Below are 25,772 nucleotides of genomic sequence, written 5' to 3' on the forward strand. Positions count from 1 at the left end.
GGCTGGGTTCCAGGAGTAGTCTCGGTCCATGGCCGCCGTAATCAGCATCACGGGCCTGCTGAAGAGCTTCGGGCGGTCCATGGCCTTGGACGGCCTGGACCTGGAAGTCAGCGAAGGCGAAGTCCACGGTTTCCTGGGCCCCAACGGCGCAGGAAAGTCCACAACGCTCCGCATCCTCCTGGGGCTGCTCCGTGCCGATGCCGGCACCGTCCGGGTGCTCGACGGCGACCCGTGGCGCGACGTCGTCACCCTCCACCGGCGCATCGCCTACGTTCCGGGGGACGTCAGCCTGTGGCCGGGACTCAGCGGCGGAGAGGCGATCGACCTGTTGGGCAGGCTGCGCGGGGGGCTGGACGATAGCCGCCGGGCGGAACTGCTCGAAACCTTCGAACTGGACCCCACGGTCCGCGGCCATGCCTACTCCAAGGGCAACCGGCAGAAGGTGGCGATCGTCGCGGCCTTGTCTTCCAACGCGGAGCTGCTCATCCTCGACGAACCCACCTCGGGCCTGGACCCGCTCATGGAAGCCTCGTTCCGCCAGGAGATCCGCCGGGAAAAGGCCAAGGGCCGCAGCGTGCTGCTCTCCAGCCACATCCTCGCCGAGGTAGAGTCCCTCGCAGACAGGATCAGCATCATCCGCCGGGGCAAAGTGGTGGAAACCGGCAGCTTGGAACAGATGCGCAGCCACGCCCGCACCAACGTGGCCGCAACGCTCAGCGACGGCACCGCAAAGCTCGCCGCAACACCGCGGCTTACGGCGGTGCCCGGCGTCGACAGCCTGCGGCTCGACGGCAGCCGGGTGCATTTCAGCGTCGACGCCGCCGGCCTCGCAGCAGCGATGAATGTGCTGTCCGGGCTGGGCGTGAGCGCGCTGACGGTCACCCCGCCAAGCCTTGAGGACCTTTTCCTCCAGCACTACGGCGAGCGCGGCGGGCAAGGGCGGCCGCAATGACCGGCCGCCACGCCTTGACCCACCCCACCGGGACTCAAGCAGCCGGAACCGCCAATACTCGATCCCCACTGGCCGGAACCCCGCTGACCGGAACGATGGCGTTGCTGCGGCACGCGGTCCGGCTGGACCGCTGGAAGCTGCTGCCCTGGCTCCTGGTGATCGGGATCTTTCCGACCGTGAGCTATTCGGTCTACGGCTCCTTGTTCTCCACGCCCCTGGAAGCCAAGGCGCTGCAGCTCAGCCTGGGCACCAACCCGGCATTCTCGCTGCTCTTCGGCCCGGCCACTGACCTCGGAACGGCGGCGGGCTTCACCGCATGGCGCGTGCAGATGTTCGGGATGTTCTTCGCTGCCCTGATGGCGGTCTTCACTGTCACCCGGCACACCCGGGCGGCGGAAGAATCCGGCAGGGCCGAGCTCCTGGATTCCGGGGTGGTGGGCCGGCACGCCCGCCTGGCCTCCGCCGTCGTGCTGGCCTGGCTGGCCTCCGCCGCGGTGACGGTCCTGGTCGGCCTGGCGTTGATGGTGGCCGGTTCGCCGCCCGCCCCGGCCTTTGCGCTCGGGAGCGCCTTCGGCGGGATGGGGCTGGCGTTCGCCGGGGTCGCTGCCGTCACCGCGCAGCTGGGCTCGAGCGGCCGGACGGCGAACACCCTCGCCGCCACCGTGCTGGGCGTCAGTTACCTGCTCCGTGGCCTCGGCGACACCCTCGACGATTCGCGGTGGCTGCTGTGGACCAGCCCCATGGGCTGGGCGGAGAAGATCCGGCCGGCGTCGGAGAACGAGCTCCGGCCGCTGCTGCTCCTGCTGGCGGCAGCCTTGGCGCTGGCCGTGCTGGCGGCGTGGCTGGAATCGCGGCGGGACTTCGGGTTGGGCCTCATTGCTCCCCGCGGCGGGCCCGCCCGGGGACGCCTGGGCACCTGGGGCCTGACGGCACGGCTGAACCGGGGAGCCTTCCTGACCTGGGCCGTCGTGTTCGTGGCCCTTGGCTCCGTGTACGGGCTGGTGGCCACCACGATGTCCGGGATCTTCCGCGACAATCCCTTCGTGCGGCAGATGATCGCCTTCCGGTTGGCCACGGAGGAACAATTGCTGTTCGCCTTCGTGGAGGTGCTCTTGCTGGTGCTGGCCTTCATCGGCGGTGTCTTCGGCATCCAGGTCATCCTGCGCTTCCACACCGAAGAGGACGAGGGACGGGCCGAATGGCTGCTCTCGGAGCCCATGTCCCGTCTGTCCTATGTGGTTCCAACCATCGTGCTGGCAGCCCTGGGCCCCGCCGTCGGCATGGCCGCAGGTTCGGCGGCGCTGGCCACCTCGGCCCGGCTGGCAGGATCGGAGCTGGACACAGCGAAGGTGGTGTTCCAGGGCGTGGCGGAAGTTCCGGCGCTGTGGCTCGCTGCCGCCGTCGCGCTCTTCCTTGTGGGCCTGGCCCCGCGCGCACGGGCAGGAGCGTGGCTCTTGCTGGTGTACTGGCTGCTGCTGACCATGTTCGGGCCGGTGCTGAAGGCACCGGACTGGCTGCTCAGTACCAGCCCTTTCCATGTGGTCCCCAACGTGATGGAGTCCAGCCCGGACTGGCTGCCGGTGGGGTGGACGCTGCTGCTCTCCGCAGTCCTGCTGGTGGCAGGGCTGGCGGGCTACCGGCGCCGGGACCTGCTCAGCCGCTGAGCGATTACGGTCCGAAATGACTTCCCAGCCGGAAACGTGACGAGCCCGGGAACCCCCAACTAGCCAAAGACCGGCGGCACCGGCAATGCTTGCAATATGTACTCAGCGTCCCGCCCGTATCGCATCATCGCCGTCTGCACCGGCAATATCTGCCGCTCCCCGATGGCGGAACTCATGCTGGCGGAAGCGTTCGACGCCGAGGGGCTGGCCGACGTCGTCGTGGTGGATTCGGCGGGAACCACCTCCTATGAAGTGGGCCGGCCCATCGACCCCCGCGCCGCCCGCAAGCTTTCGGCCCACCGGATCGCCTCGGGCTCCCACGTTGCCCGCGTCTGGCGGCAGGAATGGTTCCAGGAGCGCGAGCTGATCCTTGCCCTGGACGTGGACCACTACGGCTGGCTGCAGCAGGCCGCACCGCGGCCGGCGGACTTGGCGAAGATCCGGATGCTGCGCAGTTTCGATACCGCCGTGGCCGGACGCAACACCCTGGAACTTGGCATCGACGATCCCTGGTACGGCGGACACCGCGACTTTGACTCCACCTGGGACCTCATCAACGCCGCCATTCCCGGCATTGTCGGATTCACCCGTGCCGCCATCGCCGGGAAACAGGACGATACCCAGCAGGTACGCTCTATCCCATGACTCCAGCACCCGTGATCATCGCCATCGATGGCCGCTCAGGAGCAGGAAAGACCACGCTGGCCGTGGAACTTGCCGCGCGGCTGCGCCAGCACCACAAGGTGTCGCTCTTCCATCTTGAGGATATCTACCCCGGCTGGAACGGACTCGCCGCGGGCATCGAACGCTACGTCACCACGGTCCTGGCGCCGCTGCGCCACGGCGTTGCCGCCGAATGGGTCAGCTGGGACTGGGAGAAGCACTACGACGGCACCGCCCACACCACCCTTCCGGCGGAGATCGTCGTCGTCGAAGGAGTGGGCGCGGCGGCCGAAGCGGCCCGCCCCCTGCTCGATGCCGTGGTCTGGGTGGAGGCCCCCGCCGAGGACCGCCGCCGGCGCGCCCTGGACCGCGACGGCAGCGGCTACGAGCCCTACTGGGACACCTGGGCGGAGCAGGAACAGGAATGGCTGGAGACGGATGACGTCCCCGCCCACGCTGACATCCACGTCCTCAACCAGGCCGACGGGGACGCCCCGGACGACCTGATGCAGGCCCTGAACTACCTCCCTGCGCTTTCTGCGGTCCTCGCGCCGGAGCTCTCCGCACGGCGGGGGCTGCAGCTGCTGTCAGAGCGGATCGACGCCGAGCCCCGGGCCGAAGCCCTGTTCCAGGCCCTCTACGGTGCCTCGCGGAACGCGGTGTGGCTGGATTCCTCGAATGCCGCGACGGCGAACGCGGCGCCCGGCCCGGCCGGCGGCCAGGCGGCGCCTTCCGAAGCAGCCGCCCGCAGCCGCTTCAGCATCCTGGCCGACGACGGCGGCACCTTCGGCCAGTCTGTGCTGCACCGCTCCGGCAGCACCCGGGTGACCGCAGGATGCGCAACCGCGGACGTCGCCTCTCCGTTCTTCCGCTGGCTGGACACCGTCTGGGGACGCCGTGCAGTGCGCGCCCCTGAAGGCTACGAGTGCGAATTCACGCTCGGCTGGCTCGGCTACCTGGGCTATGAGCTCAAGCGCGAAACGGGCGGCAGCGACGTTCCGGCGGACACCCCGGACTCCGCGCTCCTGTTCGCCGGCCGAGCCGTGGTGATCGACCACCAGGAGAGTGCCGCATGGCTGCTCGCCCTGGACGCCCCCGACGCCGGAGACTGGCTGGCGCAGGCCCGCTCGGCCGTGCAGGACGCCGCCAAGCCGGAGGCCGCAGTGGTGGCTTCTCGCCCGGCGCCGTTGCCGCCGTCGTTCACCAGCCGGGACAGCCGCACCGACTACCTCCGCAAGATCAAGGAAGCCCAGCAGGAGATCACCGAAGGCAACAGCTACGAAGTCTGCCTCACCACCACGGTCAGCGCTCCGGACCCCGGGCTCGATCCGTGGCAGGGCTACCTCGCCCTGCGCCGGCGCAACCCGGCGCCGTTCGCCAGCTACCTGCGATTCGGCGGGCTGACCGTTGCCAGCACCTCCCCCGAACGCTTCCTGCGGATTGCCTCCGACGGCGTCATGCGGGCCGAGCCGATCAAGGGCACCCGTGCCCGCGCGAACGATCCCGTGATCGACGAGCACCTTCGGAAGGACCTGGCGGGCTCGCTCAAGGACCGGGCCGAGAACATCATGATCGTGGACCTCCTCCGCAACGACCTGAGCCACTTCGCGGTACCGGGGTCCGTGACGGTGAGCCGGCTCTGCGCGATCGAAAGCTACGCCACGGTGCACCAGATGGTCAGCACCATCGACGCGCAGCTGCGACCCGGCGCGCCCCGGTCCGAAGCGGTGGCCGCGGCCTTCCCGGCTGGCTCCATGACCGGTGCCCCGAAGATCAGCACCATGGACATCCTGGACCGGCTCGAGGACGGCCCGCGCGGTGTGTATTCGGGAGCCATCGGCTACTTTTCGCTCAACGCGGCGAGCGACCTCGCCGTCGTGATCCGTACCTTGGTGGTGAACGACGACGGCGGCGAACGCACCCTCTCGCTCGGCGTCGGCGGCGCCATCACGGCCGATTCCGAACCGGCTGAGGAGTACGAAGAGATCCGCACGAAGGCCTTCGGCGTGTTGTCCGCGCTGGGCACGGAGTTCCCCGAGGACTGACCGGGAGGGGAGAACTCCCCATGCGTATCCGCTGCACGGCCTATCCGATCCCCGTAGGGTTGGGGAGCATGAAGAACCTCCTCGCAACGATCGCCATCGCCGGCGCCGCGTGCCTCACCGCCTGTTCTCCGGGCGGTGCCGGCCCGGCACCAAGCAGCGCGCCGCCAAGCGCCTCAAGCAATGCCGAAGTCTCGAACAGTGCCGACGCTTCCGGACCGTCGGGCGGCACGGAAGGGACGCCGTCGTCCGCCACGGCCGGCAGCGTGAAGGAATCCTGCGAACTCTTCAACTCCCTGTACGCCGAGTACGCAGCGACCGGCAAGGACGACGCCGACGGCTTCGACGACATCTACCTGCGCTCGGACGACGCCAAGGAATCCGCCCCCGAGGAAGTGGCCGGGCTGTTCGCTGCCCTGAGCCTGCTGGCCTTGGACCGCTCCCTCGGCGAGGCCCCCTCCCAGGAATCCAAGGACGCCATCCAGGACGCTTTCCTGGCCAGTTCCGGCCCGTGCACCGCCGAAGGCGTCACGCTCAAGATCTGAACTTCCGGATACGACAGAAGCGCCGGGCCCTTTCAAAGAGGCCTGGCGCTTCTGCTAAGTCTGCAGGCACTCAGCCGAGGCTGATCGCGCCAACGATCTCTTTCAGGCGGTCCGCGCGCGGTTCCCTTTCGGCGTCGACCACCGGCCATACCACCAGGACGCCGATGAACCGCCCGTTCTCAAAGACGCCGACGGCGGAGGCCACCTTCGCGGTGCCGTCCGGATCCTGGAAGCCCACCATGACGGCGTAGGAGTCCTTGCCGGGCAGGTCCAGGGTGCCTTCGGCGAGCTTGGTCCCGCCGCGTTCCTCCAGGTAGTAGGCGGACATGAGGTGCGCCCAGCCGGTGGCCTGGGGCGCATCCTTGACGGCGTTGTCGTCCTTGATGACGGTCACCAGCACGCCGCCCAGAAGTCCGTACTGTTCTGTGTTGGGGCCGGCGGTGGACTCGGGCAAGGCCTGGGTGAATTCGGGGAAGTCTGCGGTGAACCCCAGCGGGGACTCAATGTGCACTGTCATTCGATTTGCTCCTTCGGGGTGGGGACTCGTAATGGCTTGCCTGCCGGGCAGCCTAGAGCTTCTCGAGCTTCGTATCGTTCGCGACCTTGTGGTACGTGGTCACATTGGTAGTCACCTGGCTCTCGGTGCTGACCTTGACCTCGCCGGCCTTGAGGTCCACGCCGATCTCGTTCTTGGCCGTCACCACGCTGTTCACCTGGACGGTTGCGGAACCGGCGTCGTACAGCTTCGCGGCATCCGACGCCGCGGCCGCGGTGTTGCCCGTCGCGACGTTCCGCATGTAGCTGTCGATGATTTCCCTGTTCTCCGGAGTGTAGTCAACATCGATCTTGACCGTTCCCTGGGTGCCTGCCGTGATGCTGGACTCGGCGCTTCCGACGCCTTCCGCCTCCACACCGCCAACGCCACCCGCCGCCACGGTGCCCTCCAGGGACAGCGAGACGGACTCGATGTTGTTGTCCTTGTTCATGTTGACCTCGAGGCCGCCCTTGCCGGCGGCCTCGAAACGCCGGCCGTCAAGGTCCAGATGGCCGGAGGCGGAGACCTCGCCGCTGGCTTTGGACGTTCCGTCGCTCAGGTTCTTCTCATAGGAAAAGTCCAGCTTCACGCCGCCTTCGGCCCCGGTGCCGGTCTTGCCGGTCGCTTCAAAGGACAGGGTGCCCTTGGCCTTGTCCACATGGCCGTCGGTCCCGTTGTCCTCGGCTGCGTCATTGATCCGGTCGAGAAGATAGCCTGGCGGGTTCGAGGCCACATCCTTGACGTCGCCGATGCTGTCCGGCGGGAGCTCCCTGAGCATCTGCACACGGGCCGCCATGGCCTCTTCGACGCTGTCGAACTTGTACTCCCGGGAAACCTCGCCGCTGAGCGTTGCCCCGGCAGTTCCGGACGGATCGTTCACGCCCAGGCCCAGGTTGCCGTGGACCTTCATGGTGGCGGAGCCGTCGGCGTTCTCCACGACTTCGGTACCCACCTCGGCACCGCCGTGCACCCAGGCGACCCGGGTCTCGATTGCGGCCTTGCTTGCTTCCTTGTAGACCGGGATGTCGCCCTTGTCCTGGTCCTGGAGGTACTTGCGGGCCTCCGTCTGTGCGGAGTCCGGGACGCCGCCGTCCATCCTCATGATCTGCTTGGCGGTTTCTTCGTTGCTGAGCAGGTACTTCTTGTCCTCATCGGAGAGGCTGTTCCACCACTTGGCCTGTTCCTCCGGGCTGGCCTTGGCCATCGCGTCCGCACCCTCGGCGAGCTCCTTGCGGTGCTCCTCCCGCTCGGCCGCTTCCTTGGCGCGGTCCTCCAGCCACTTCCGGGCGGCGTCGGCCATTTCCTGGGTCTTCTCCGAGAAGCTCATGCTGGTGCCGCCAGTGCCGCGGTCTGAGGCCTTTTCCTGCTCGTCGGCGTGTTGGAGCAGGATCCTGGAATTCTGCCGCAGGCTTTCCACGACTTTGTCCAGGCTGGGGCGGTGGCGGCCGGTCCAGTCATGCTTGAAGCCTTCGGCGTCGTTGCCCTTCCAGGGGGCGGCCATGATCTGGCCCTGCAGGGTTGCCGCCTTGGTGCTCAGCAAAGTGGCCGCCTTGTCGGCAGCCTTGGCCAGGGCCCGGAGTTGCTCTACATCAGCGCCGTAGAATGTCATTTTTCCCCCGGGTAAGAGTGCGGTTGGTAGTAAGGCTTCGCCCAAATCCTTCCACGGAGCCCGGGGCGCTGCCATGGGCAACACTGCCCATGGCCGCACAAGGGCCAGGCTACTGCAGTGTTGCGGTCAGCCTCGCCACGTTGTCCACGTACTTCGCCAGCATCGGCCGGTGCAGCCAGTCCCCGAGGGTCAGCTCGAAGCTTTCCTCCCGGTAGCTCTGTTCCACCGAGCGCATCAGGTCCACGGTTTCCGCGCCCAACAGCATCACCGAAACCTCCATGTTGAGCGAGAAGGAGCGCATGTCCATGTTGCTCGATCCCAGGACCGACACTTCGTCGTCGATCGTGAAGTGCTTTGCGTGCAGCACGAGGGGCGCCCGGTAGAGGTAGATACGCACGCCCGCCTCCAGCAGCGCCTTGTAGTAGGAACGCTGCGCATGATGCACCAGGAACTGGTCGCCCTTCTCCGAGACGAAGAGTTCCACGTCCACCCCGCGCTGGGCCGCCGTGGTGATCGCGTAAAGCAGGGAATCATCCGGCACGAAGTACGGACTGCAGATGGAAATTCGGTGCTGGGCCGAATAGATCAGAGTGTTGAATAGGCGCAGGTTGTTCTCGGTGACGAACCCGGGGCCGCTGGGCACCACCTGGGCCGTGACCGTGCCACGGCGCGGGTGGTCCGGCAGTTGCAGCTGGGATTCGAGGGACTCCTCGGTTTCGCTGAGCCAGTCCGTGGCGAACACGACGTTCAGGGTCGCCACGATCGGGCCCTCCAGGCGTGCCATGAGCTCCACCCACTTCCGGCCGGCCCGGCGGTGATGGGGATTGTTGTAGGAGGGTTCGATCAGGTTCTGCGATCCCGTGAAGGCGGTCTCGCCGTCGATCACCAGAATCTTGCGGTGGTTCCGCAGGTCCGGGCGGCGCCACTGGCCGTGGATCGGCAGGACGGGCAGCATCCGCTTCCACTGGATCCGGCTGGCCTTGAGTCGGCGGATCAGCCGGCGGTAGCCACGCACCCGCAGGGTTCCGATGTGGTCGAACAGGAGCCGCACGCGGACGCCGCGTTCCGCCGCCTTCTCAAGTTCGCCGAGCAGCCCGTCCGTGACGGCATCACTGCTCATGATGTAGAACTCGGCGTTGACGTAATTCCGGGCACCGCGGATGGCATCGGTCATGGCCTCGATCGACTCCTGGTAGCCCGGGATCAGCTGCACCGAGTTCCCGTCCACCATGGGCAGCGAGCCGAGCCGGCGGTTCAGTTCCGCGGCCGAGCTCACCCATTCCGGTCCGGAGTATCTGCTCACGACGTCGGCCATCGCCGAGGCGCCCGCCCGCACCCGCTCGTTGACCTCCGCCTGCTGTTCGCGGCGGCGCCGGGACAGCCGGAAATTTCCGAAAAGCAGGAACAGCACGAAGCCCACCGACGGCACGAGGAAAACAACCAACAGCCAAGCCATGGCCGTGGTGGGGCGGCGGTTGCCCGGAATGATGCCCAGAAGCACGATGCGCAGGACGATTTCCGCGAGCGCCCACACGGCCAAGGGCCAGGTCCAATCGGTCCCCACTTCGAAAGGAAAAAGCACTCAAACCCCCACAGTTCCCATAGCTGTTAGAGGACCAGCGTAGCCGCGCGCTCCCGCACTAAGCTGGAACCATGACTCTCCCCGCTCCCACGGTTCTCGTGTTCCTTGATCCTGCGTTCGAGAACGGCCGCATCGTCGACGCCACCCAGCCCCAGCTGATGGCAACGGACCTGGGTGCCACACGCGGCGACGGAGTCTTCGAGTCCCTGCTCGCCGTCGGCGGCCATGCACGGAAGGTGCACGCACACCTGAACCGGCTGCAGGCATCGGCCCGTGCGCTCGACCTGGTGATCCCGGAGCAGGAGACCTGGCGCCGCGCCATCGAAACGGCGATCACCGAATACCGCGGCACGTTCCCCGCCCCGGAACCGGAATCGGACGAAGTAGTTGTCAAGCTCCTGGTGACCCGCGGCGTGGAGGGCGCCTCCGCCCCCACCTGCTGGATCCAGGCTTCGCCGTCCCCAGCGGGCAGCCGCCGGCAGCGGGAGACGGGGATCGACGTCGTCCTGCTGGACCGCGGTTTCGACGCCGAGGCGGGCGAGCGCGCCCCCTGGTTGCTGCTCGGCGCCAAGACGCTGTCCTACGCGGTGAACATGGCGGCGCTGCGCTACGCGCACAAGCAGGGCGCCGATGACGCAATCTTCATCTCCACCGACGGCCGCGTCCTGGAGGGTCCGACGTCGACCGTGCTGCTGGCGCACGTGGAAACGGTCGACGCCGGCAGCGGCTCCCAGCGCACCGTCAAGCGGCTCATCACACCGCAGCTGGACAGCGGCATCCTGCCCGGCACCTCCCAGGGCGCCCTGTTCGCCAAGGCCAAGGCCGCTGGCTGGGAGCTCGGCTACGGCCCGCTGGTCACCCAGGACCTGTACGACGCCGACGCCGTCTGGCTGATTTCCAGCATCCGGCTGATCGCGCCGGTCAACCATGTGGACGGCCGCGAGATCGGCACCCCGGCCCTGCGCAAGCAGCTGACAGCCGAACTGAACGAGCTGTTCGCCGGGATCGAGTAGTCGGCATATGAGCAGTTGGCGCTGCCGGATATTTTCCGCCGTGTCACGCCTTTTCGACCTCGTTTGACACACAATTGCCGGATATCAAGCGATACCCGACTTGCAATTACGGCCGCGATGCTGGCTGCCGAATTTCATCGGCTGAATTCTATTGTGAACGTATTCCATCGGTGGTTCACTAATGCCTGTGATCCCTGCTGGGGCGGGTGAATTCCCATTCCGTCCGGCCGGGCACCTGTTTTCACGGCGTCGTGAAAACAGCGAGACTGATGGGGGCTTCATTGTGAGTGCAGTTTCTTCGTCCCAGAATTTCAAGCACGGATTTCCCACGCCCGGACCGCAGGATCCTTCACCGCAGAAGGTGATGGACCACGTATTTTTCCTGAGCGAAGGAGAATGGAAAACGGTCCGCGAAGAAGAACAATTCGACCATATCGTGATCGGCAGCGGATTCTGCGGCTACGCCTTTGCCGAGCGGACATTGACCGTCAATCCGCATGCGCGGATCCTCATTATCGAGCGCGGTCCGTTCTTCCTGCCACAACATTTCCAGAACCTGCCCCTGCCGTACCGTGAGACTCTCGGCGGGCTCTCCGAGACCTTCCCGTGGACCCTCGCCGCTGCCACGGCAGGCCAACCGGCAGGCAAGATTTCCTGGCAGCACGGCATGGTCCCCTTCTACGGCGGCCGCTCCATCATGTGGAGCGCCTGGTGTCCCCGCCCGGAGGAAGACGAAATGCGGGGCTGGCCGCGCGCCGTCATGGACGCCGCCAAGGCCCATTTCAGCACGGCAGAGGACCTGCTCAACGTCGTTCCGGCCGACCAGATCGACGCCGGGGCCTCGGCCGACCTCGTTGATCTCATCAACAACACCCGCCCGGTGTACGGGATCATGCAGAAGGCCCTCCAGGAGCGGCTTGCCGCGGGCCTGCACGGGATCGATTCCGCCACGCGCTCCATGCCGGCTCCGCTGGCCGCGGCCTCCGGCGCTACCTCGGGCATCGATTTCGCGAAGTTCTCGACGCCGGCCGTCCTGCTTGAGCTTTCAGACAGGCAGCAGCTCCTTGCCTCGGAGGGCAAGGGTTCGCCACTGCGCGTTGTCACCGACTGCACCGTGAAATCCGTGATCCAGCAGGACGGCCGGGCCACGGCCCTGGACACGAGCCGCGGCGTGGTGAACGTCGGCGACGCCAACCTGGTCCTGGCCATGGGCACGCTTCCCCCGGCGACCCTGGTGCTCAATTCCTTCCCCCAGGTCCCGCGGGCCGGCGAAAGCTTCAGCGCGCACTTCATCACCTCGGTGGTGGCCAGGATTCCGCGCCAGGACTACGAGTTCAGCGAGGCCCTCGGCGAACTGGAACTGGCGGCCATCTACATGGCAGGCAAGAGCGCGGCAGGCATGCAGTACCACGTGCAGCTCTCCGTCCTCTCGGACCGGAAACCGGCCGAAAACGCCCAGAAATCCGAACGCTATGCCCCGGATGTCGTGGCCACGGCGTCCATGGCACAGCTGCTGTCCTCGGAGGATTACCTGGTGTTTGTCTGCGCAGTGCTCGGCGAGCTGGACGAATCCAATCCGGAGAACCACCTGCGCCTTTCCGGCGGGATGGACACCACCGCCAACGTGACCCTGCAGGTGCTGGCCAATGCCACTGACGACGACACCTGGGACACCATGGACGAAGGTACCTTCCAAATGCTGGAGCGCGTGCTTTCCCCGGGCGGGGCCGGCCGCGTGGAGTACTGGCACGGCGACCCGAACACGGGAAGCTGGGCCGCCGACCGCCCCGGCATCCCCGAGCGCCGCGTCCCGGGCCTGGTGCATGAAAGCTCGAGCCTTCCGATCGGCGAAGAAGAGGACGCCGTCGTCGGGGTCGACTACCGCCTCAACGGCGTCGAGAACGTCTTCGTCTCCGGCGGCTCGCTGTGGCCCACCGGCGGTTCCTGGAACCCGACCATGACCATGGTGGCCCTGGCCCAGGATCTTGCCGAAAGGCTGGAGGCCGACGGCGGCAAGGGAGTTGCGCGGTGACCGCCGCCCAGGCGGTGGAGCCGTCCGCCCTGCCGACGGTGCCGCCCATGACCGTGGCCGATGTGCTGGACAAGCAGGACGGCGTCTATTGGGTGGTGAAGGACGCGAATTCGGTGTTCCTGTGGGTCAACCAGAACTTCGCCGATCTGGTGGGCATGAGCAAAGACGAGCTGATCGGACACCAGGACTCGCGTGCTGAACACGTGGCGCACGACAAGGAGGTCATGGCAAGCGGAAATCCCCTGCTGAACTTCCACGAAACCATCGAAGTGCCCATCAAGGACGGCGGCATGGTGAACGTGGACATCGTGACGCAGAAGGGCCTCCTCCGCTCGCTGGACACCGGCGCGATCATCGGGATCACGGTGTGCTTTTCCCTGGCGGATCCGCCCAATGAGTGACATCGGCGCCGGTGGGCCCGGCGCAAAGGGGTGGATCAAGCGGCTGGGGATGACGCCGTCGGGGGTTGGCGGGTGGTTCGCGTCGGCCATGGTGAGCAATGAGGCCATTCCCGGCCCGGCCCTGCCGCCGCGTTTCGGCGGCGCCGACCATCCGCTCTACAGCTCCAATTGGTATCTGCTGGAAGCCGGCGAGGTCCTGCAGCTGCATACGCTCAAACAGGACGAGCTGTGGTTCTTCCACTTGGGTGCGCCCGTCAGGCTGCACGTCTTCTCCAGGGAAGACGGGTACTCAGAGACGGAGTTCGGCCCGGATCCGGATGCAGGCCAGATCCTGCACGGAGCCGCGCCGCATTCCACCTGGTTCGGCGCGGAACTGGCGGGACCCGGGTTCGCGCTGGTCAGCTGCAGCCTGTCGCCAGGCTACGAAGCAAGCGATTCGGCGAAACCCACGGAGGAGCAGATCGGAGAGCTCGTGGGTGCGTTTCCCGCGCAGGCGGAGCTGATCCGGCGGCTGGCAGGCGGGCAGTCCGCGGACGAGCGGGTGGCAGGCGGGCAGTCCGCGGACGAGCGGGTCGCAGGCGGGCAGTCCGCGGACGAGCGGGTCGCAGGCGGGCAGTCCGCGGACGAGCGGGTCGCAGGCGGGCAGTCCGCGGACGAGCGGGTCGCAGGCGGGCGCGTCGCGGTTCAATAACGGCCCGGTGGGGCGCGGCGCGGCCGGGATCGGCGCGCCCCACCGGCAGGCTCCCCGTCGGTCAGGGGCTAAAGAAGGGCCGTCATCACGTTCCAGCCCCCGCCGACCCGCACCCGCGCCAACCACCCACCATGCCCGTTCCCCGGATACAACCACAACGACCCCGACGAATCCCGCGCCAGCATGTCGACGTTTACGTCCCCGTTGAAATCCCCCGGCCCCACCAGGGCCGTCATCACATTCCAGCCCCCGCCGACCCGCACCCGCGCCAACCACCCACCATGCCCGTTCCCCGGATACAACCACAACGAGCCCGAGGAATCCCGCGCCAGCACATCCACCCGGCCATCACCATTGAAATCCCCCGGCCCCACCAGGGCCGTCATCACATTCCAGCCCCCGCCGACCCGCACCCGCGCCAACCACCCACCATGCCCGTTCCCCGGATACAACCACAACGACCCCGAGGAATCCCGCGCAAGGACATCCACCCGGCCATCACCATTGAAATCCCCCGGCCCCACCAGGGCCGTCATCACATTCCAGCCCCCGCCGACCCGCACCCGCGCCAACCACCCACCATGCCCGTTCCCCGGATACAACCACAACGAGCCCGACGAATCCCGCGCAAGGACATCCACCCGGCCATCACCATTGAAATCCCCCGGCCCCACCAGTGCCGACATCACATTCCAGCCCCCGCCGACCCGCACCCGCGCCAACCACCCGCCATGCCCGTTCCCCGGATACAACCACAACGACCCCGAGGAATCCCGCGCAAGGACATCAACGGCGCCGTCACCGCTGAAATCCTCACCGCTCGATTCCTGAGCAGGCGCATCTTTGATTACCGAGACGGTACCGCTGCCGGAGTTGGCGACGTACACGGTGTGTGTCCCGGGGTCGACGGCGACACCGATAGGCTGGGCGCCCACCGGAAGAACCCCGGAGACGGTTGTCCCGTCAATCACGGACACCTTGTCTGCATACGAATGGGTCACGTATATCGAGTGGTTTGCCGGGTCGACCGCCACTTGGTGCGGGTTGCTCTCCCCAAAGGGATTCGAGGTAGTCACCTGGGTCCCCTTGACCACGTTCAAACTCACCGCGGACGGATTGACGGCGTAGACGGTGTGGGTTGACGGATCCACGGCCACGCCGGTCACGCCTTCCTGAAGGCCGATGACGCTGCTGACGTCGTTGCCATCGATGACGGACATCGTGCCGTCGTAGAGGTTGGTGACGTATGCGGTGTGCGTTCCGGGATCGACGGCCACTCCGTAGGGCCCGTGGCCGACCGGAATCGTGCTGGTCACCCGGTCTCCGTTAATCACCGATACGGTGTTTCCCTGGGAGTTGGTCACGTAAACCGTGTGCGTGCCGGGGTCCACGGCGACCGCGTACGGGGATGTGCCCACGGGGATGGTGGCCGTTACGGTGGTGCCTTGGATTACCGACACAGAGTTGCCCCAATAGTTGGCCACATAGACCTTGTGGGTGCCTGAATCGACTGCCAGGCCCTCCGGCAGGTTTCCGACACGGATGGTGCTGGCCGCACCGGTGCCGCTCACCACGGACACCGTGTCTTCGACGGCATTGGTGACGTACAGGGTGCCGTTTGCGGTATCGACCGCCACAAATTCGGGGCCGGTCCCGGTAGGGATGGTTCCCGCCACAATCGGCGTCGCGTTCGCAGCGGTGGTGGTTGGTGGAGCAACGGCAAGCGCTGCGGCAAGGACAATGGCTCCGACAACGCCGGCAAAGGGCACACCACTCACTACGTTTGTTCCTTTCAGAAAGGGCCGTGCCGCAAACTTGTCGCGCGGCAACCCTGTGGCCCCTGGTGGCACGCGGTCTGCGGCCCGGTTTGCGGCGTCCTGGTCAACTGCCGCCGTGCAATGCCAGTCCGGAAGCATGCGGTTCTGAAACCATCAACCGGTTCCGCCCTGAAGCCTTGGCTTCGTAGAGGGCGAGATCGGCCTCGTTTAGCAGTGTGTCGACGCTGACCCGGTGGCTGTCCGTGCACGCCGCTATCCCGCCGCTCAACGTGAGCATCCCCGGCGGATTTCCCGAGTGCGCGATCTCCAGTTCGCGCACCGCCTCGAATGCCCGTCCCATGAAGGCCCGGGCACCGGACGGAGACTGCCGGGGCAGCACGATCAGGAACTCTTCGCCCCCGAAGCGGTACACGCCGTCGCTCTGCCGCACCTGCCGCGCCAGGACGTCTGCCACGGCCCGCAGCGCGGCATCACCGGCCTGGTGGCCGTACAGGTCGTTGTACCGCTTGAAGTAGTCGACGTCGCACAGGACCACGCTGAATTGCTCGCCCGCGTGTTCCGAGGTTTTACGAAGCTGTTCCAGGTCTTCGGCCAATGTCAGCCGGTTCCGCAGCTTGGTCAGCGGGTCCGTGCGGGCCTGTTCGGCCAGGGCCGCACGGTAGCGCGCAAGATCGGCGTGCAAGGAGGTGACCCGTTCGGCGACCAGCAGCCGGGTGTGCAGGGTGAAAGGATCCAGGGGCTTGGTCATGTAATCGTCCGCGCCCGCGTTCATGCCGGCCACCACTGCCTCCCTCGAGCCGTGCGAGGTGACCAGAACCAGGTAGGTGTACGAATCGCTCTCCGCCTCGCGGATGGCACGGCAGAGGGCAAGCCCGTCCATCCCGGGCATCTCCAGATCGCTCACTACCGCCTGCGGGCGGTAACGCTGGTACAGCTCCCACGCGGCGGCGCCGTCCGCCGCCGCGATGCATTCGTGGCCGGATTGCTCGACGGCGGCCTGTGCCACCAGCCGCGAGCCATAGTCGTCGTCTGCAACCAGGACCCTCATGGCGCAGTGAACAGCGCCTCGTCCAGGGCCTCCGCCACGAGGGCCAGCTCGGCTTCCAGAAGCTCGATGGTTTCCAGCCCCGCGCCGGAAGAGCCCGGGCCCACCTGCTCGAGTTGCAGGCACAGCCCTGCAGCACGCGTGGCCCCGATGTTGGCGGCAGCGCCCTTCAGCCTGTGGGCCGCCCTGCCCAGGGCATCGCCGCCATGGGCAGCGGCAGCCCGGATCCCCTCGAGGGAGGGCAGGATCTCGCCCTTGAATGCCTGGGCCGCGGCGGGAAGCAGCCCCCGGCCATCCGCCGGTCCAAGGGAGCGCAGGGTCGCCAACCTGGCCGGATCGAGGACGGGACCGACGAGGTCCGGAAGGAGCACCCCACCGGCACCGGCAGGCTCCGTCTCCCTAACCGTCCCGGGCTTCGGCTCCCTAACGGACTCCGCTTCCGGTCCGCCGACAGACTCGGCTTCCGCCCGAGGGAGGGCGGCCTTGTCCGCCGCACCGCCGCCGTCGGACGCTTTGCGGGGTATCCACTGGGCCAGCACGGACCGCAGCTTCCCCTCATCCACGGGCTTGGAAAGGTAATCATCCATGCCTGCGTTCAGGCAGCGCTCCCGGTCCTCGTCCATTGCGCCGGCCGTCATGGCGATGATCGGGATCCTGGGTCCGCTGGAGGTCCTCGCCCGGATGATCCGGGTGGCTTCGAAGCCGTCCAGCACCGGCATGTGGCAGTCCATCAGGACGGCGTCGTAGTGCTTTGAAGCGGTCGCGGCCACGGCTTCGGCGCCGTCGGAAACAACGTCCACCCCGTACCCGAGTTTCGCGACCATGCTGCGGGCCACGAGTTTGTTGATCTCGTTGTCCTCGACAACCAGCACAAGTCCTTCGCCCCTGTGGTCTTCCGCGTGCATCGTGGCCGGGGCGGGAGCCGCAGCAGGCACCACGGGCCCGGCAATGAGGCGTATCAGCCGGTCATAGAACTCCGAGCTGCGCACCGGCTTTGTGAGCCATTCCCTGATCCCGGCCGCCCTCAGTTCCTGCCGGTCCACCTGCATCGTGGACGTAAGCAGGATGAGCTTCATGGACTTCAGGGCTTCATCCGCACTCAGCAGCCGGGCAAGCTCCACGCCGTCCATGTCCGGCATGCACATGTCGAGCACGGCAAGGTCGTAGGGATGGCCTGCTTCGGCTTCCTCACGCGCCCGCTTCAGCGCATGCCGCGCGCCTCCGACGGCGTCGGCCTGCATCTTCCAGCCGGCCAGCTGCGCCTCGAGGATCATCCGGTTGCTCGCGTTGTCGTCGACGACCAACACGCGCAGCCCCTCTGTCTGGGCGTAGGGAGGCTGGGCCGGCAGCGTCGTCGGATCCGTCACCGGCAAGGGAACGCTGATCCAGAACGTACTACCGCTGCCGGGAGTGCTCGTCAGGCCGATTTCGCCGCCCATGGCTTCAGTGAGCCGCCGGCAGATCGCCAGGCCCAGGCCCGTCCCGCCGTACTTGCGCGTAGTGGACGCATCCGCCTGCAGGAACGGTTCAAAGAGCCGGTCATGGTCTGCCGCGTCGATGCCGATTCCGGTGTCCCGGACTTCAAAGCGGACGGTAGTCCGCCCGGCGTCCTGTCCCGCGACGCCCACCCGGATGGCGACCTCTCCGGCTTCGGTGAATTTCACGGCATTCGAGGCCAGGTTAAGGAGGACCTGGCGGATGCGCCCTGCGTCGCCAAGGAGCGAGACCGGGACCTCCGGGCGGCAGTAAGCCATGAGCTCCAGGTCCTTTTCCCTTGCCGCTTCGGCCAGGAGGCCCGCGACCTCCTCAACAAGGAGCCGGGGATCGAACGGTTCGGGGTCGAGCTCCACCTTTCCGGCTTCGAGCTTGGAAAAATCGAGGATGTCATTGATGAGCGATAGCAGGGCGTCCGCCGCAACCCGCACGCCGTTCGCGTACTGCTGCTGACGTTCGTCGAGCTCGGTATCGAGCAGCACGCCGGTCAGGCCGATGATGCCGTTCATTGGGGTGCGGATCTCGTGGCTCATTGTGGCCAGGAACTCCGACTTCAAGCGGCTGGCCTCTTCCGCGGCTTCCCGGGCTGCGACCAGTTCGGCCTGGTTCCGCAGGCGTTCGGTAATGTCCCGCGCGATCGTAGCCACGCCATGGATGCCGCCGGCACCGCTGATAGGGGAAATCGTCAGGGATATCGGCACCAGCAGTCCGTCGCTGCGCACCCGTTCGCTTTCGTAGGTGTGGGTTGTCCCGGTGGCTGCGACGTCAGCAAGGAAGGCATTTTCCTGCGCCCGGAGACGCTCCGGGATCATGAAGTCCGCGTGCCGGCCCACGGCCTCGGCGGCGTGGTAGCCGTAGAGGCGCTCCGCCGCGGGGTTCCAACTCGTGATGACCCCGTCGGGCGTCTTGCCGACAATCGCATCGGCAGAGTAGCTCACAATGGCACCCAAGCCTTCAAGCTCCGCCGTGCGCGCGGCAACCTTGGCCTCCAGGTATCTGGTGAGCGTGACGTTCTGGTAGATGATGAAGAACTGCCGGATGACCACCAGCACGAAAGCAGCTAGACCGGTGAACAGCAGGACCGGGTCCGCCTGGTCCCTGAGCCGGGCCGGGGCCACCACGACGGCACCCACCGCGGGTGCGTACGGCAGCATTTCGAGGGCCAAGGAGTTCCACAGCGGTTCCTTGCGCCCGCCTGCCCAGTGGGGAATCAGAGGCGCAAGTCCGATCAGCAGGAAGGCGTACATCCACCCGGCCGCAAGGATTGTCCCTGTGGAACCCGTGACTCCCTCCGCAGACAACCTGACGTAGATGCTGTCCGTGACTGCCAGCACCACCACGCCGAGACCGAGACACGACCATTGCAAGCGCTCCCGGCGGGCGCGCCGCATGGTGAGCACGAACACCAGGGAGCCCAGGCCGACGTCGACGATGGGATAGCCCATCAAGGTCAGCCAGGCGACGGCGTCCTGTCCCGCGTTCTGGTAGATCGGTCCAAGCACAGTCACCCAGCTGATGAAAAGCGTGGAGCTGGCAATGACAGCCGCGTCCAGCACAGTACGCACCGGCGGGGCGGTGGACGTCGCAGGACGGGGAAAGGCAAAGAGCCCGATCGCCGCGGGCACCGCATACAAAAGAAAGAGTGCATCAGCCGGCGACGGGAAGGGATACACGTGGTCCAGGCTCAGTCCATAGAAAGTCCACAAGGCCATTCCCGCGGACCAGACAAGGGCCGCCGCTGCCATGAACCACCAGGCCTTGGCGTTTTCCCGTTCCCGACGGGCAGCGGCGGCGCAGCTCGCCGCTGCGGCGAGGGCGCAGCACAGGATCGCGAAATCGCCCAAGGTCTGGGACCCGGCAGTCGCCGGATGCCACCAGAACCACGCAGCAAGTCCCGGCACCACAGCGCCGGAAATCAACGTCCACCAAAGCCAAGGCTTACGGACCCTCACGGCGCACCCCTCAAGGCTGCAACAGGGACGCCGTCGGGCAGTCCGGGAACGGCGCCGGGCGGGGTGTGGAACAGCCACAGCGCCATGGCGCTGTAAATGGCCCACTCCCCCCGGAGGTCACGGAGCGAGACCATCAGGGACCCGTCCGGCGTCGACCATGCCCGCACAATGTGCAGGGTCAGCGGAGCGGCGCCCGGCAGGATGAGCTGGACCGGGCCTGACTCCGGCAGCTCACCGGACAGCACCCTCACGGCTGCCCCGCCCATCGAGATATCGACCAGTTCACCGCGGCAGCCGCCCACCGTCACCGGCACCTGGACACTGAACCTGTAGGCGTCCCGCCTGGAAGTCGCATACTCGCTCGCCCGGATGCGCAAGGCGCCCAGCAGCAGAACCATGCCGGCGACCGCAAGCCAGACCCCGGACGCCACTGTCGACCCCGGACCCGAAGCCCACGGGACCCAGCCCCAGACCCCGGCCGCCGCATACAGGAGCGCCACGATGACGACGGCAATCATCACGTAGATCATCCATGGCACACGACCCCGGTTGCGCTCATTGGACGCGCCCTTCGGCGTGACCTGGAATTCGAGGGTCTTGCGGGAAAGCAGCCACCAGGAGCAGGCCAGCCCGATCGGGATGCGGAAGATCCGCAACGCGAACGCCGTGGGCCAGTGGATCTGGTGCCGCAGGAGCCTCTTGGTCCCCCACAAACGGATGAAGAACATCGCGGTGAACGCGATGGTGAATTCGATGGGCCCGGCGGTGGTGGTCTGCGCACCGGAAAACAGGATGAACAAGGGGACGAAGAAGGCCAGCAGGGTGGCGAGACCCTCCAGCCACCAGAGGGTCCCGTTGAGGTACTCGTGGAAATTGCGCCACGACATCCAACTCTTGGCCTTCCAGAGCTTCTCGTAGGCCAGGATCTGCATGGCGCCCATGCCCCAGCGGCGGCGCTGCAGGAGGTACTGCTCGGCGGTTGCCGGGGCCAGCCCCACGGCGAGGGTCTGGTGGTGGTAGACGGTCCTCCAGCCGTGGCGGATGAGCTTGAGCGTCGTGTGGAGGTCTTCGGTGATGGTCTCGGTGGCCACGCCGCCGACTTCGCGGAGCGCCTTCACGCGGAGGAGGGACGTTGAGCCGCACCAGAACGGTCCCGCCTCTGCGACATTGCGGGCCCGGCATCAGCACATTGAAGAAAAGTCCCTGTTCCCCGGCGATGCCGTCGTCGTCGAAGGCGCCCGAATTGTAGAAGGCCTGCGGTCCCTGCACGAGCGCGATCCGGTCATCGTTGAACCATCCCAGGGTGGCCGTGAGGAAGGTGGGAAGCGGAACGTGGTCGCAGTCCAGCACGGCGATGATGTCGATGGCTTCCCCGCCGGCCGCCTCCTCCCGGGCCATGAGCTTCAGGGCGTGGTTCATGTTGCCTGCCTTGGCGTGCTCGTGGCTCGGCCGGCTCACATACCGGGCACCGAAGGAGCGGCACATTTCGGCAACCCAGGGCCGGCTGCCGTCGTCGAGCACCCACGTTTCATGGGCAGGCTGCAGGGCGCAGGCTGCCGCGACCGTCGGGGAGAGCACCTCAACGGGCTCGTTGTACGTAGGGATCAGGACCGCGGTGCGCAGCTTCTGCTTGGGCTCTTCCGGCGCGGCACTGTCGATGTTCCAGATGGTGATCGTCTTCAGGACGATCCCGGCAAGCGGCAGGGCTTCGAAGGCGACCAGCACCCAGGCAACGACGAGGTTCGCTCCGTTCGCCGGCAGGGTGAATATGATGCGCCAGGCCAAGTAGAGCACCAGGGCGGAGATCGCGCTGATGCCGCCGATGTGTGCCATCCGGCGGGACCGCGGCGCCTCTGGGGCCGGTGTGCCAAGCTGCGCCGCCCACGCCGAGATACCGGCTTTGGTGTAGGCCGAAGTTTCCCGCGGTGTATCCCTACCTGACGGACGTTCGGTACCCGCGCGCAGGTTTTCGAGAGCGTGCATGCGATCCCCCAGCTGGATTCGGCATTGCAGACCTGATTTGAAAATTATGCCATTGTGCCAGCACAGGGTACAGCGTTCGCGGGCGTCCCGGCCGTATCTGCCCGAACGTTTTGCCAGGGCATCGTGCACCCAGGCGCCCGGAGACTCCCTCCGGGCCGGTTTGCCTACCTAAGCTGCACGGAACAACTGCACTGAGCTGCGGCCCGATTACGGAACATGACGGCAGCCGAACTGCGGGCCGTCGTCGCCGATGTTATTTTTCTTATTGAGTAATGAGCACCAGCGTGAAGCCCTGACTTGCTGGTCGGCAACCCTCTCTCCCGGCGGGGTGCCTCAGGTGACTACTCGGCGTATCGACACTTTTCGAACTGCAAGCGTGACTGAGGAGCACCAATGCCTGAACCAAGCGAAGAACAACTCTCCTACCGCCTCATTACCGGCCCGGACACCCGCGAATTCTGCGAGCGGATTTCCACCGCCCTCGCCGAAGGCTACGTACTGCACGGCGGCCCGGCAGCGACCTTCAACGGCACCAGCGTGATCGTGGCGCAGGCAGTCGTCCTGCCTGCCGCCGTCGCAAGCGCGGACGCAGCGGTGGCCAGCGCCGTCGACGAGCTCGAAGGCTACGACGACGAGGAAGCATTCGAGGGACACGCATGAGCTACGCCGGAGACCTGAGCCCCCAGGACGCCTGGGCCAAGCTCGAAGAAGGCGCCATCCTGGTGGACGTGCGCACCGAAGCCGAGTGGGCGCACATCGGAATCCCGGACACCAAGGCCACGGATAACGACCCCCTGTTCATCCAGTGGAACTTCGCCGGCGGGATCCCGAACGGCAACTTCGTCGAGGAGCTCAAGCAGCAGGCCCCCGAGGACAGCAACGTCGAGCTCATCTTTATCTGTCGCTCCGGGCAGCGCTCCATCTCGGCCGCCATCGCCGCAACGCAGGCCGGCTTCACCGCCTACAACGTGCTGGAAGGCTTCGAGGGGGAGCCCGACCGCTACGGCGAACGCACCGTGAACGGCTGGAAGAACCGCGGACTGCCTACGAACCTGGGGAACATCTAAGTGACTTTCAATCCCGACGCCGCCACCTGGAGCCCCGACACCCAGGCCGTCCGCGGCGGTCTTGACCGCAGCAACTTCCAGGAAACGTCCGAGGCCGTGTTCCTGAACTCGGGCTTCGTCTACGAGTCCGCAGCCGCCGCCGAGCGCGCCTTCACCGGCGAGGACGAGCGCTTCGTCTACTCCCGCTACGGCAATCCCTCCGTGGCCACCTTCCAGGAGCGCCTCCGCCTGCTGGAAGGCACCGAGGCGTGCTTCGCGACGGCGTCCGGCATGTCCGCCGTGTTCACCGCGCTCGGCGCCCTGCTGGCCGCCGGCGACCGGGTAGTCGCTGCCCGCTCGCTTTTCGGCTCCTGCTTCGTGATCCTCAACGAGATCCTGCCGCGCTGGGGCGTGGAGACGGTGTTCGTGGACGGGCCGGACCTTGAGCAGTGGCGCGAGGCCTTGTCCAAGCCGACCACCGCCGTCTTCTTCGAGTCGCCCTCCAACCCGATGCAGGAAATCGTGGACATCGCCGCGGTCAGCGAGCTGGCCCACGCGGCCGGTGCGACCGTCGTCGTCGACAATGTCTTCGCCACTCCCCTGCTGCAGCGCTGCGGCGAGCTCGGCGCGGACGTGATCGTCTACTCCGGCACCAAGCACATCGACGGCCAGGGCCGCGTGCTGGGCGGAGCGATCCTCGGCACCAAGGAATTCATCGACGGCCCGGTCAAGCAGCTCATGCGGCACACCGGACCTTCGCTTTCCGCGTTCAACGCCTGGGTGCTGACCAAGGGCCTGGAGACCATCGGGCTGCGCGTGAACCACTCCTCTGCCTCTGCCTTGAAGATCGCCGAATGGCTCGAGGAGCAGCCGGCCATCAGCTGGGTCAAGTACCCGCTGCTGAAGTCGCACCCGCAGTACGAGCTCGCCGCGAAGCAGATGAAGGCCGGCGGCACCGTGCTGACCTTCGAGCTCCTGCCGTCGGGCGGGCGTTCGGCGAAGGACGCCGCGTTCGCCCTGCTGGACGGACTCAACGTCATCGACATCTCCAACAACCTGGGCGACTCCAAGTCCCTCATCACCCACCCCGCCACCACCACCCACCGCGCCATGGGTCCGGAGGGCCGTGCGGCCATCGGCCTCAGCGACGGCGTGGTGCGCCTCTCCGTGGGCCTTGAGGATGTGGATGACCTCATCCGCGACCTGGAACAGGCACTCAAGCAGGTCTAGATATCGGCCAGGCCTAGATATCGGCGCCGCGCCAGTCCTGCCGCACCCAGGTGAGCACCGGCAGGGACTTGGTGTCGGATGCCGGTGCGGCTTCCGGCATCGTCTCCCGGACAGCGTGACGTACGACGGCGGCCAGCGCGGCAGGATCCGGCCGGCCGCCGTCGTTTTCGCTTTGTTCACTCGCGATGCGGCGCTGTTCGGTGGCACCGTTCCCGCGCCGCAGTACCTCGGCGACGCCTGCCTGGGCGAGGTCGAGCTCGCCCTGTTCGGCAAGCACGGGTTCCAGGTACTCCACAAGGGACCAGACGACGTCGGCTGCGGGAACGGGCCGGAACGTCCCGAAGTCCAAGAGGTCGTTGCGCAGGCCGAAGTTGCTGGCCTGCCACGATGCCATCCGCAGCAGCGCCGTGGGCACGGAAGCCGGTTCGACCCCCGCCGCGGACTCCCGGACCGCCGTCTCTACCATGGCCCGCACCAGCACCGCGATCAGCGCCGCGTCCTCGGAACGGAGGCAGACGTCTGCCACCCTGACCTCCACCGTGGGGTTGTTCCGCGAGAGCCTGGCGTCGAAGTAGATCATGCCCTCGTCCAGGAGGACCCCGGTGTCAATCAGGCGGCTCACCACCCTTCTGTAGTTAGGCAGGGAGCCAAACACCGCAGATGGACCCGAGGACGGCCAGCGGTTCCAGGCCTGGGTGCGGTAGCTTTCGAAACCCGTGGCCAGGCCCCGCCAGTACGGGGAGTTGGCACTGATGGCCGTGAGCACGGCGAGCTTGTCCCGGATATGGTCCAGCACCACCACGCCTTCCTCTGGGGACTCGATGGCCGTGTGCACATGGAATCCGCAGGTCAATTGCTCGTGGGCCGTGATGCCAAAGCGTTCCAGCATCATGGCGTAGCGGGGGTCCGGGGTGGTGTGGGTGGCCGAATCGACCGGTGACGTGGCCAGCGCGGCGATCCGCGCGCCGTGGCTGCGGGCGGCATCGCTGGCCATAGTCCGGCCACGGCGGATCTGGCGCAGGAGTTCCGCATGGCTGCGGCAGGGACGGGTCTGGGTTTCGAGCTGTTCGAGCTTGAGTTCGTGGCTGAGGCCGGTGCGCAGGCCGCGGTGCGCTTCGTCCGCGTCCGTGTCCGGGTCCTCGGGGTCTTGGGTGTCCGCGGGTTCAGCTGCGCCGGCGTCGGCTGCTTCGGCGTCGGCGGCGCCGAAACCGGCAAGGAGCGCATCGGCAAGGGCGAGCGGCTCGCCGCTCGCAGGATCGACGATCAGCAGTTCTTCTTCCACACCGAATGTGCGCACAGAACAATTGTGCGCTACAGGGGTTGTGGGCCGGAACAGCGGGTTTGGGCGCGGAGGTGGCTGCGGGGGCCGGAGGCCGGACGAGCGGCTGCCGGTGCGTTCTTGCCGGCTCCGCGCACATTTTGCTGGATCACCCCCCTCGGGATCGGCCAAAGCGCGCATTTGCGGGCCTCGGTCTGGCCGGCCCCCGGGTGATCCAGCAGAATGTCTCCGGATTC

Annotated in this window: 19 protein-coding genes, 2 pseudogenes and 1 riboswitch; of the genes and pseudogenes, 12 read left to right on the plus strand and 9 right to left on the minus strand. The window is 66.9% G+C overall.

What is annotated here, in order from left to right:
* Positions 1-28 precede the first annotated feature (28 nt).
* The 5 genes from ACZ9CK_RS16090 to ACZ9CK_RS16110 all read left to right on the plus strand — a co-directional run bounded on the left by ACZ9CK_RS16090 (position 29) and on the right by ACZ9CK_RS16110 (position 5,866).
* Positions 29-952, plus strand: a complete 924-nt coding sequence (locus ACZ9CK_RS16090; RefSeq protein ID WP_476050456.1) for an ABC transporter ATP-binding protein — start codon at positions 29-31, stop codon at positions 950-952.
* Positions 949-2,616 carry an ABC transporter permease gene (locus ACZ9CK_RS16095; RefSeq protein ID WP_476050457.1) on the plus strand — a complete coding sequence of 556 codons (1,668 nt, stop codon included), beginning with the start codon at positions 949-951 and terminating at the stop codon, positions 2,614-2,616. Before ACZ9CK_RS16090 ends, ACZ9CK_RS16095 begins: the two co-directional genes overlap by 4 nt.
* A gap of 96 nt (positions 2,617-2,712) precedes the next feature.
* On the plus strand, positions 2,713-3,261 hold the full coding sequence (locus tag ACZ9CK_RS16100; protein WP_426300264.1) for a low molecular weight protein-tyrosine-phosphatase: 549 nt from the start codon (positions 2,713-2,715) through the stop codon (positions 3,259-3,261).
* Positions 3,258-5,324 carry an aminodeoxychorismate synthase component I gene (pabB, locus tag ACZ9CK_RS16105; protein WP_476050458.1) on the plus strand — a complete coding sequence of 689 codons (2,067 nt, stop codon included), beginning with the start codon at positions 3,258-3,260 and terminating at the stop codon, positions 5,322-5,324. The genes ACZ9CK_RS16100 and pabB overlap by 4 nt, the downstream gene beginning before the upstream one ends.
* A 68-nt stretch (positions 5,325-5,392) precedes the next feature.
* Complete coding sequence (locus ACZ9CK_RS16110) at positions 5,393-5,866, plus strand: hypothetical protein (RefSeq protein WP_476050459.1); 474 nt, start codon at positions 5,393-5,395, stop codon at positions 5,864-5,866.
* A 70-nt stretch (positions 5,867-5,936) separates the two neighbouring features.
* Here ACZ9CK_RS16110 and ACZ9CK_RS16115 read toward each other — a convergent pair whose 3' ends face one another.
* The 3 genes from ACZ9CK_RS16115 to cls form a co-directional block, all read right to left on the minus strand.
* Positions 5,937-6,383 (minus strand): hypothetical protein, encoded by a 447-nt coding sequence (locus ACZ9CK_RS16115; RefSeq protein ID WP_426300270.1) that lies wholly within the window; start codon positions 6,381-6,383, stop codon positions 5,937-5,939.
* Between the two features lie 52 nt (positions 6,384-6,435).
* The gene (locus ACZ9CK_RS16120; protein WP_476050460.1) at positions 6,436-8,010 is read right to left on the minus strand and encodes a hypothetical protein; all 1,575 of its coding nucleotides are present in this window, start codon (positions 8,008-8,010) and stop codon (positions 6,436-6,438) included.
* A gap of 109 nt (positions 8,011-8,119) precedes the next feature.
* Positions 8,120-9,592 (minus strand): cardiolipin synthase, encoded by a 1,473-nt coding sequence (gene cls, locus ACZ9CK_RS16125; RefSeq protein ID WP_476050461.1) that lies wholly within the window; start codon positions 9,590-9,592, stop codon positions 8,120-8,122.
* Between the two features lie 71 nt (positions 9,593-9,663).
* Here cls and ACZ9CK_RS16130 point away from each other — a divergent pair, with 71 nt between their 5' ends.
* From ACZ9CK_RS16130 to ACZ9CK_RS16145, 4 genes are all read left to right on the plus strand, one after another.
* Positions 9,664-10,605, plus strand: coding sequence for an aminodeoxychorismate lyase (locus ACZ9CK_RS16130; protein WP_476050462.1), 942 nt, complete (start codon positions 9,664-9,666; stop codon positions 10,603-10,605).
* A gap of 364 nt (positions 10,606-10,969) precedes the next feature.
* Positions 10,970-12,637, plus strand: a complete 1,668-nt coding sequence (locus ACZ9CK_RS16135; protein WP_426300278.1) for a GMC oxidoreductase — start codon at positions 10,970-10,972, stop codon at positions 12,635-12,637.
* Positions 12,634-13,038, plus strand: a complete 405-nt coding sequence (locus tag ACZ9CK_RS16140; protein WP_426300280.1) for a PAS domain-containing protein — start codon at positions 12,634-12,636, stop codon at positions 13,036-13,038. Before ACZ9CK_RS16135 ends, ACZ9CK_RS16140 begins: the two co-directional genes overlap by 4 nt.
* Positions 13,031-13,729 carry a cupin domain-containing protein gene (locus ACZ9CK_RS16145; protein ID WP_476050463.1) on the plus strand — a complete coding sequence of 233 codons (699 nt, stop codon included), beginning with the start codon at positions 13,031-13,033 and terminating at the stop codon, positions 13,727-13,729. Before ACZ9CK_RS16140 ends, ACZ9CK_RS16145 begins: the two co-directional genes overlap by 8 nt.
* Before the next feature lie 68 nt (positions 13,730-13,797).
* Here ACZ9CK_RS16145 and ACZ9CK_RS16150 read toward each other — a convergent pair whose 3' ends face one another.
* From ACZ9CK_RS16150 to ACZ9CK_RS16170, 5 genes and pseudogenes are all read right to left on the minus strand, one after another.
* Positions 13,798-15,507 carry an FG-GAP-like repeat-containing protein gene (locus tag ACZ9CK_RS16150; RefSeq protein ID WP_476050464.1) on the minus strand — a complete coding sequence of 570 codons (1,710 nt, stop codon included), beginning with the start codon at positions 15,505-15,507 and terminating at the stop codon, positions 13,798-13,800.
* A gap of 103 nt (positions 15,508-15,610) precedes the next feature.
* Positions 15,611-16,555, minus strand: a complete 945-nt coding sequence (locus ACZ9CK_RS16155; protein ID WP_476050465.1) for a GGDEF domain-containing response regulator — start codon at positions 16,553-16,555, stop codon at positions 15,611-15,613.
* Positions 16,552-19,998: a hybrid sensor histidine kinase/response regulator gene (locus ACZ9CK_RS16160; protein WP_476050466.1), complete on the minus strand. Its 3,447-nt coding sequence runs from the start codon at positions 19,996-19,998 to the stop codon at positions 16,552-16,554. The genes ACZ9CK_RS16155 and ACZ9CK_RS16160 overlap by 4 nt, the downstream gene beginning before the upstream one ends.
* Positions 19,995-21,140: pseudogene (locus ACZ9CK_RS16165) on the minus strand (glycosyltransferase family 2 protein); the annotation flags it as partial. The gene ACZ9CK_RS16160 and the pseudogene ACZ9CK_RS16165, both read right to left, overlap by 4 nt.
* Positions 21,141-21,294: 154 nt before the next feature.
* Positions 21,295-21,981, minus strand: a pseudogene (locus ACZ9CK_RS16170) (glycosyltransferase); the annotation flags it as partial.
* 268 nt (positions 21,982-22,249) lie between these two features.
* Positions 22,250-22,364, plus strand: a riboswitch (SAM riboswitch).
* A gap of 10 nt (positions 22,365-22,374) precedes the next feature.
* On the opposite strand from ACZ9CK_RS16170, the gene ACZ9CK_RS16175 reads away from it, so the two are divergent.
* From ACZ9CK_RS16175 to ACZ9CK_RS16185, 3 genes are read left to right on the plus strand one after another with little or no spacing between them, the layout of a single operon-like run.
* Positions 22,375-22,641 carry a DUF1737 domain-containing protein gene (locus ACZ9CK_RS16175; protein WP_426300292.1) on the plus strand — a complete coding sequence of 89 codons (267 nt, stop codon included), beginning with the start codon at positions 22,375-22,377 and terminating at the stop codon, positions 22,639-22,641.
* Positions 22,638-23,048, plus strand: a complete 411-nt coding sequence (locus tag ACZ9CK_RS16180; protein WP_476050467.1) for a rhodanese-like domain-containing protein — start codon at positions 22,638-22,640, stop codon at positions 23,046-23,048. Before ACZ9CK_RS16175 ends, ACZ9CK_RS16180 begins: the two co-directional genes overlap by 4 nt.
* Positions 23,049-24,257 (plus strand): O-succinylhomoserine sulfhydrylase, encoded by a 1,209-nt coding sequence (locus tag ACZ9CK_RS16185; RefSeq protein ID WP_426300296.1) that lies wholly within the window; start codon positions 23,049-23,051, stop codon positions 24,255-24,257.
* Between the two features lie 13 nt (positions 24,258-24,270).
* Here ACZ9CK_RS16185 and ACZ9CK_RS16190 read toward each other — a convergent pair whose 3' ends face one another.
* On the minus strand, positions 24,271-25,554 hold the full coding sequence (locus tag ACZ9CK_RS16190; protein ID WP_476050468.1) for a glutamate--cysteine ligase 2: 1,284 nt from the start codon (positions 25,552-25,554) through the stop codon (positions 24,271-24,273).
* Positions 25,555-25,772: the final 218 nt, after the last annotated feature.

Source organism: Arthrobacter sp. TE26545, from assembly GCF_056279005.1.

Excerpts from the sequence above, each read along its gene's own strand:
- ACZ9CK_RS16110 (WP_476050459.1), top strand. The coding sequence starts at position 5,393 with ATGAAGAACCTCCTCGCAACGATCGCCATCGCCGGCGCCGCGTGCCTC.
- ACZ9CK_RS16120 (WP_476050460.1), bottom strand. The coding sequence starts at position 8,010 with ATGACATTCTACGGCGCTGATGTAGAGCAACTCCGGGCCCTGGCCAAG.
- ACZ9CK_RS16115 (WP_426300270.1), bottom strand. The coding sequence starts at position 6,383 with ATGACAGTGCACATTGAGTCCCCGCTGGGGTTCACCGCAGACTTCCCC.
- pabB (WP_476050458.1), top strand. The coding sequence starts at position 3,258 with ATGACTCCAGCACCCGTGATCATCGCCATCGATGGCCGCTCAGGAGCA.
- ACZ9CK_RS16130 (WP_476050462.1), top strand. The coding sequence starts at position 9,664 with ATGACTCTCCCCGCTCCCACGGTTCTCGTGTTCCTTGATCCTGCGTTC.
- ACZ9CK_RS16145 (WP_476050463.1), top strand. The coding sequence starts at position 13,031 with ATGAGTGACATCGGCGCCGGTGGGCCCGGCGCAAAGGGGTGGATCAAG.
- ACZ9CK_RS16180 (WP_476050467.1), top strand. The coding sequence starts at position 22,638 with ATGAGCTACGCCGGAGACCTGAGCCCCCAGGACGCCTGGGCCAAGCTC.
- ACZ9CK_RS16135 (WP_426300278.1), top strand. The coding sequence starts at position 10,970 with ATGGACCACGTATTTTTCCTGAGCGAAGGAGAATGGAAAACGGTCCGC.
- ACZ9CK_RS16095 (WP_476050457.1), top strand. The coding sequence starts at position 949 with ATGACCGGCCGCCACGCCTTGACCCACCCCACCGGGACTCAAGCAGCC.
- ACZ9CK_RS16100 (WP_426300264.1), top strand. The coding sequence starts at position 2,713 with ATGTACTCAGCGTCCCGCCCGTATCGCATCATCGCCGTCTGCACCGGC.
- ACZ9CK_RS16175 (WP_426300292.1), top strand. The coding sequence starts at position 22,375 with ATGCCTGAACCAAGCGAAGAACAACTCTCCTACCGCCTCATTACCGGC.
- ACZ9CK_RS16090 (WP_476050456.1), top strand. The coding sequence starts at position 29 with ATGGCCGCCGTAATCAGCATCACGGGCCTGCTGAAGAGCTTCGGGCGG.
- ACZ9CK_RS16155 (WP_476050465.1), bottom strand. The coding sequence starts at position 16,555 with ATGAGGGTCCTGGTTGCAGACGACGACTATGGCTCGCGGCTGGTGGCA.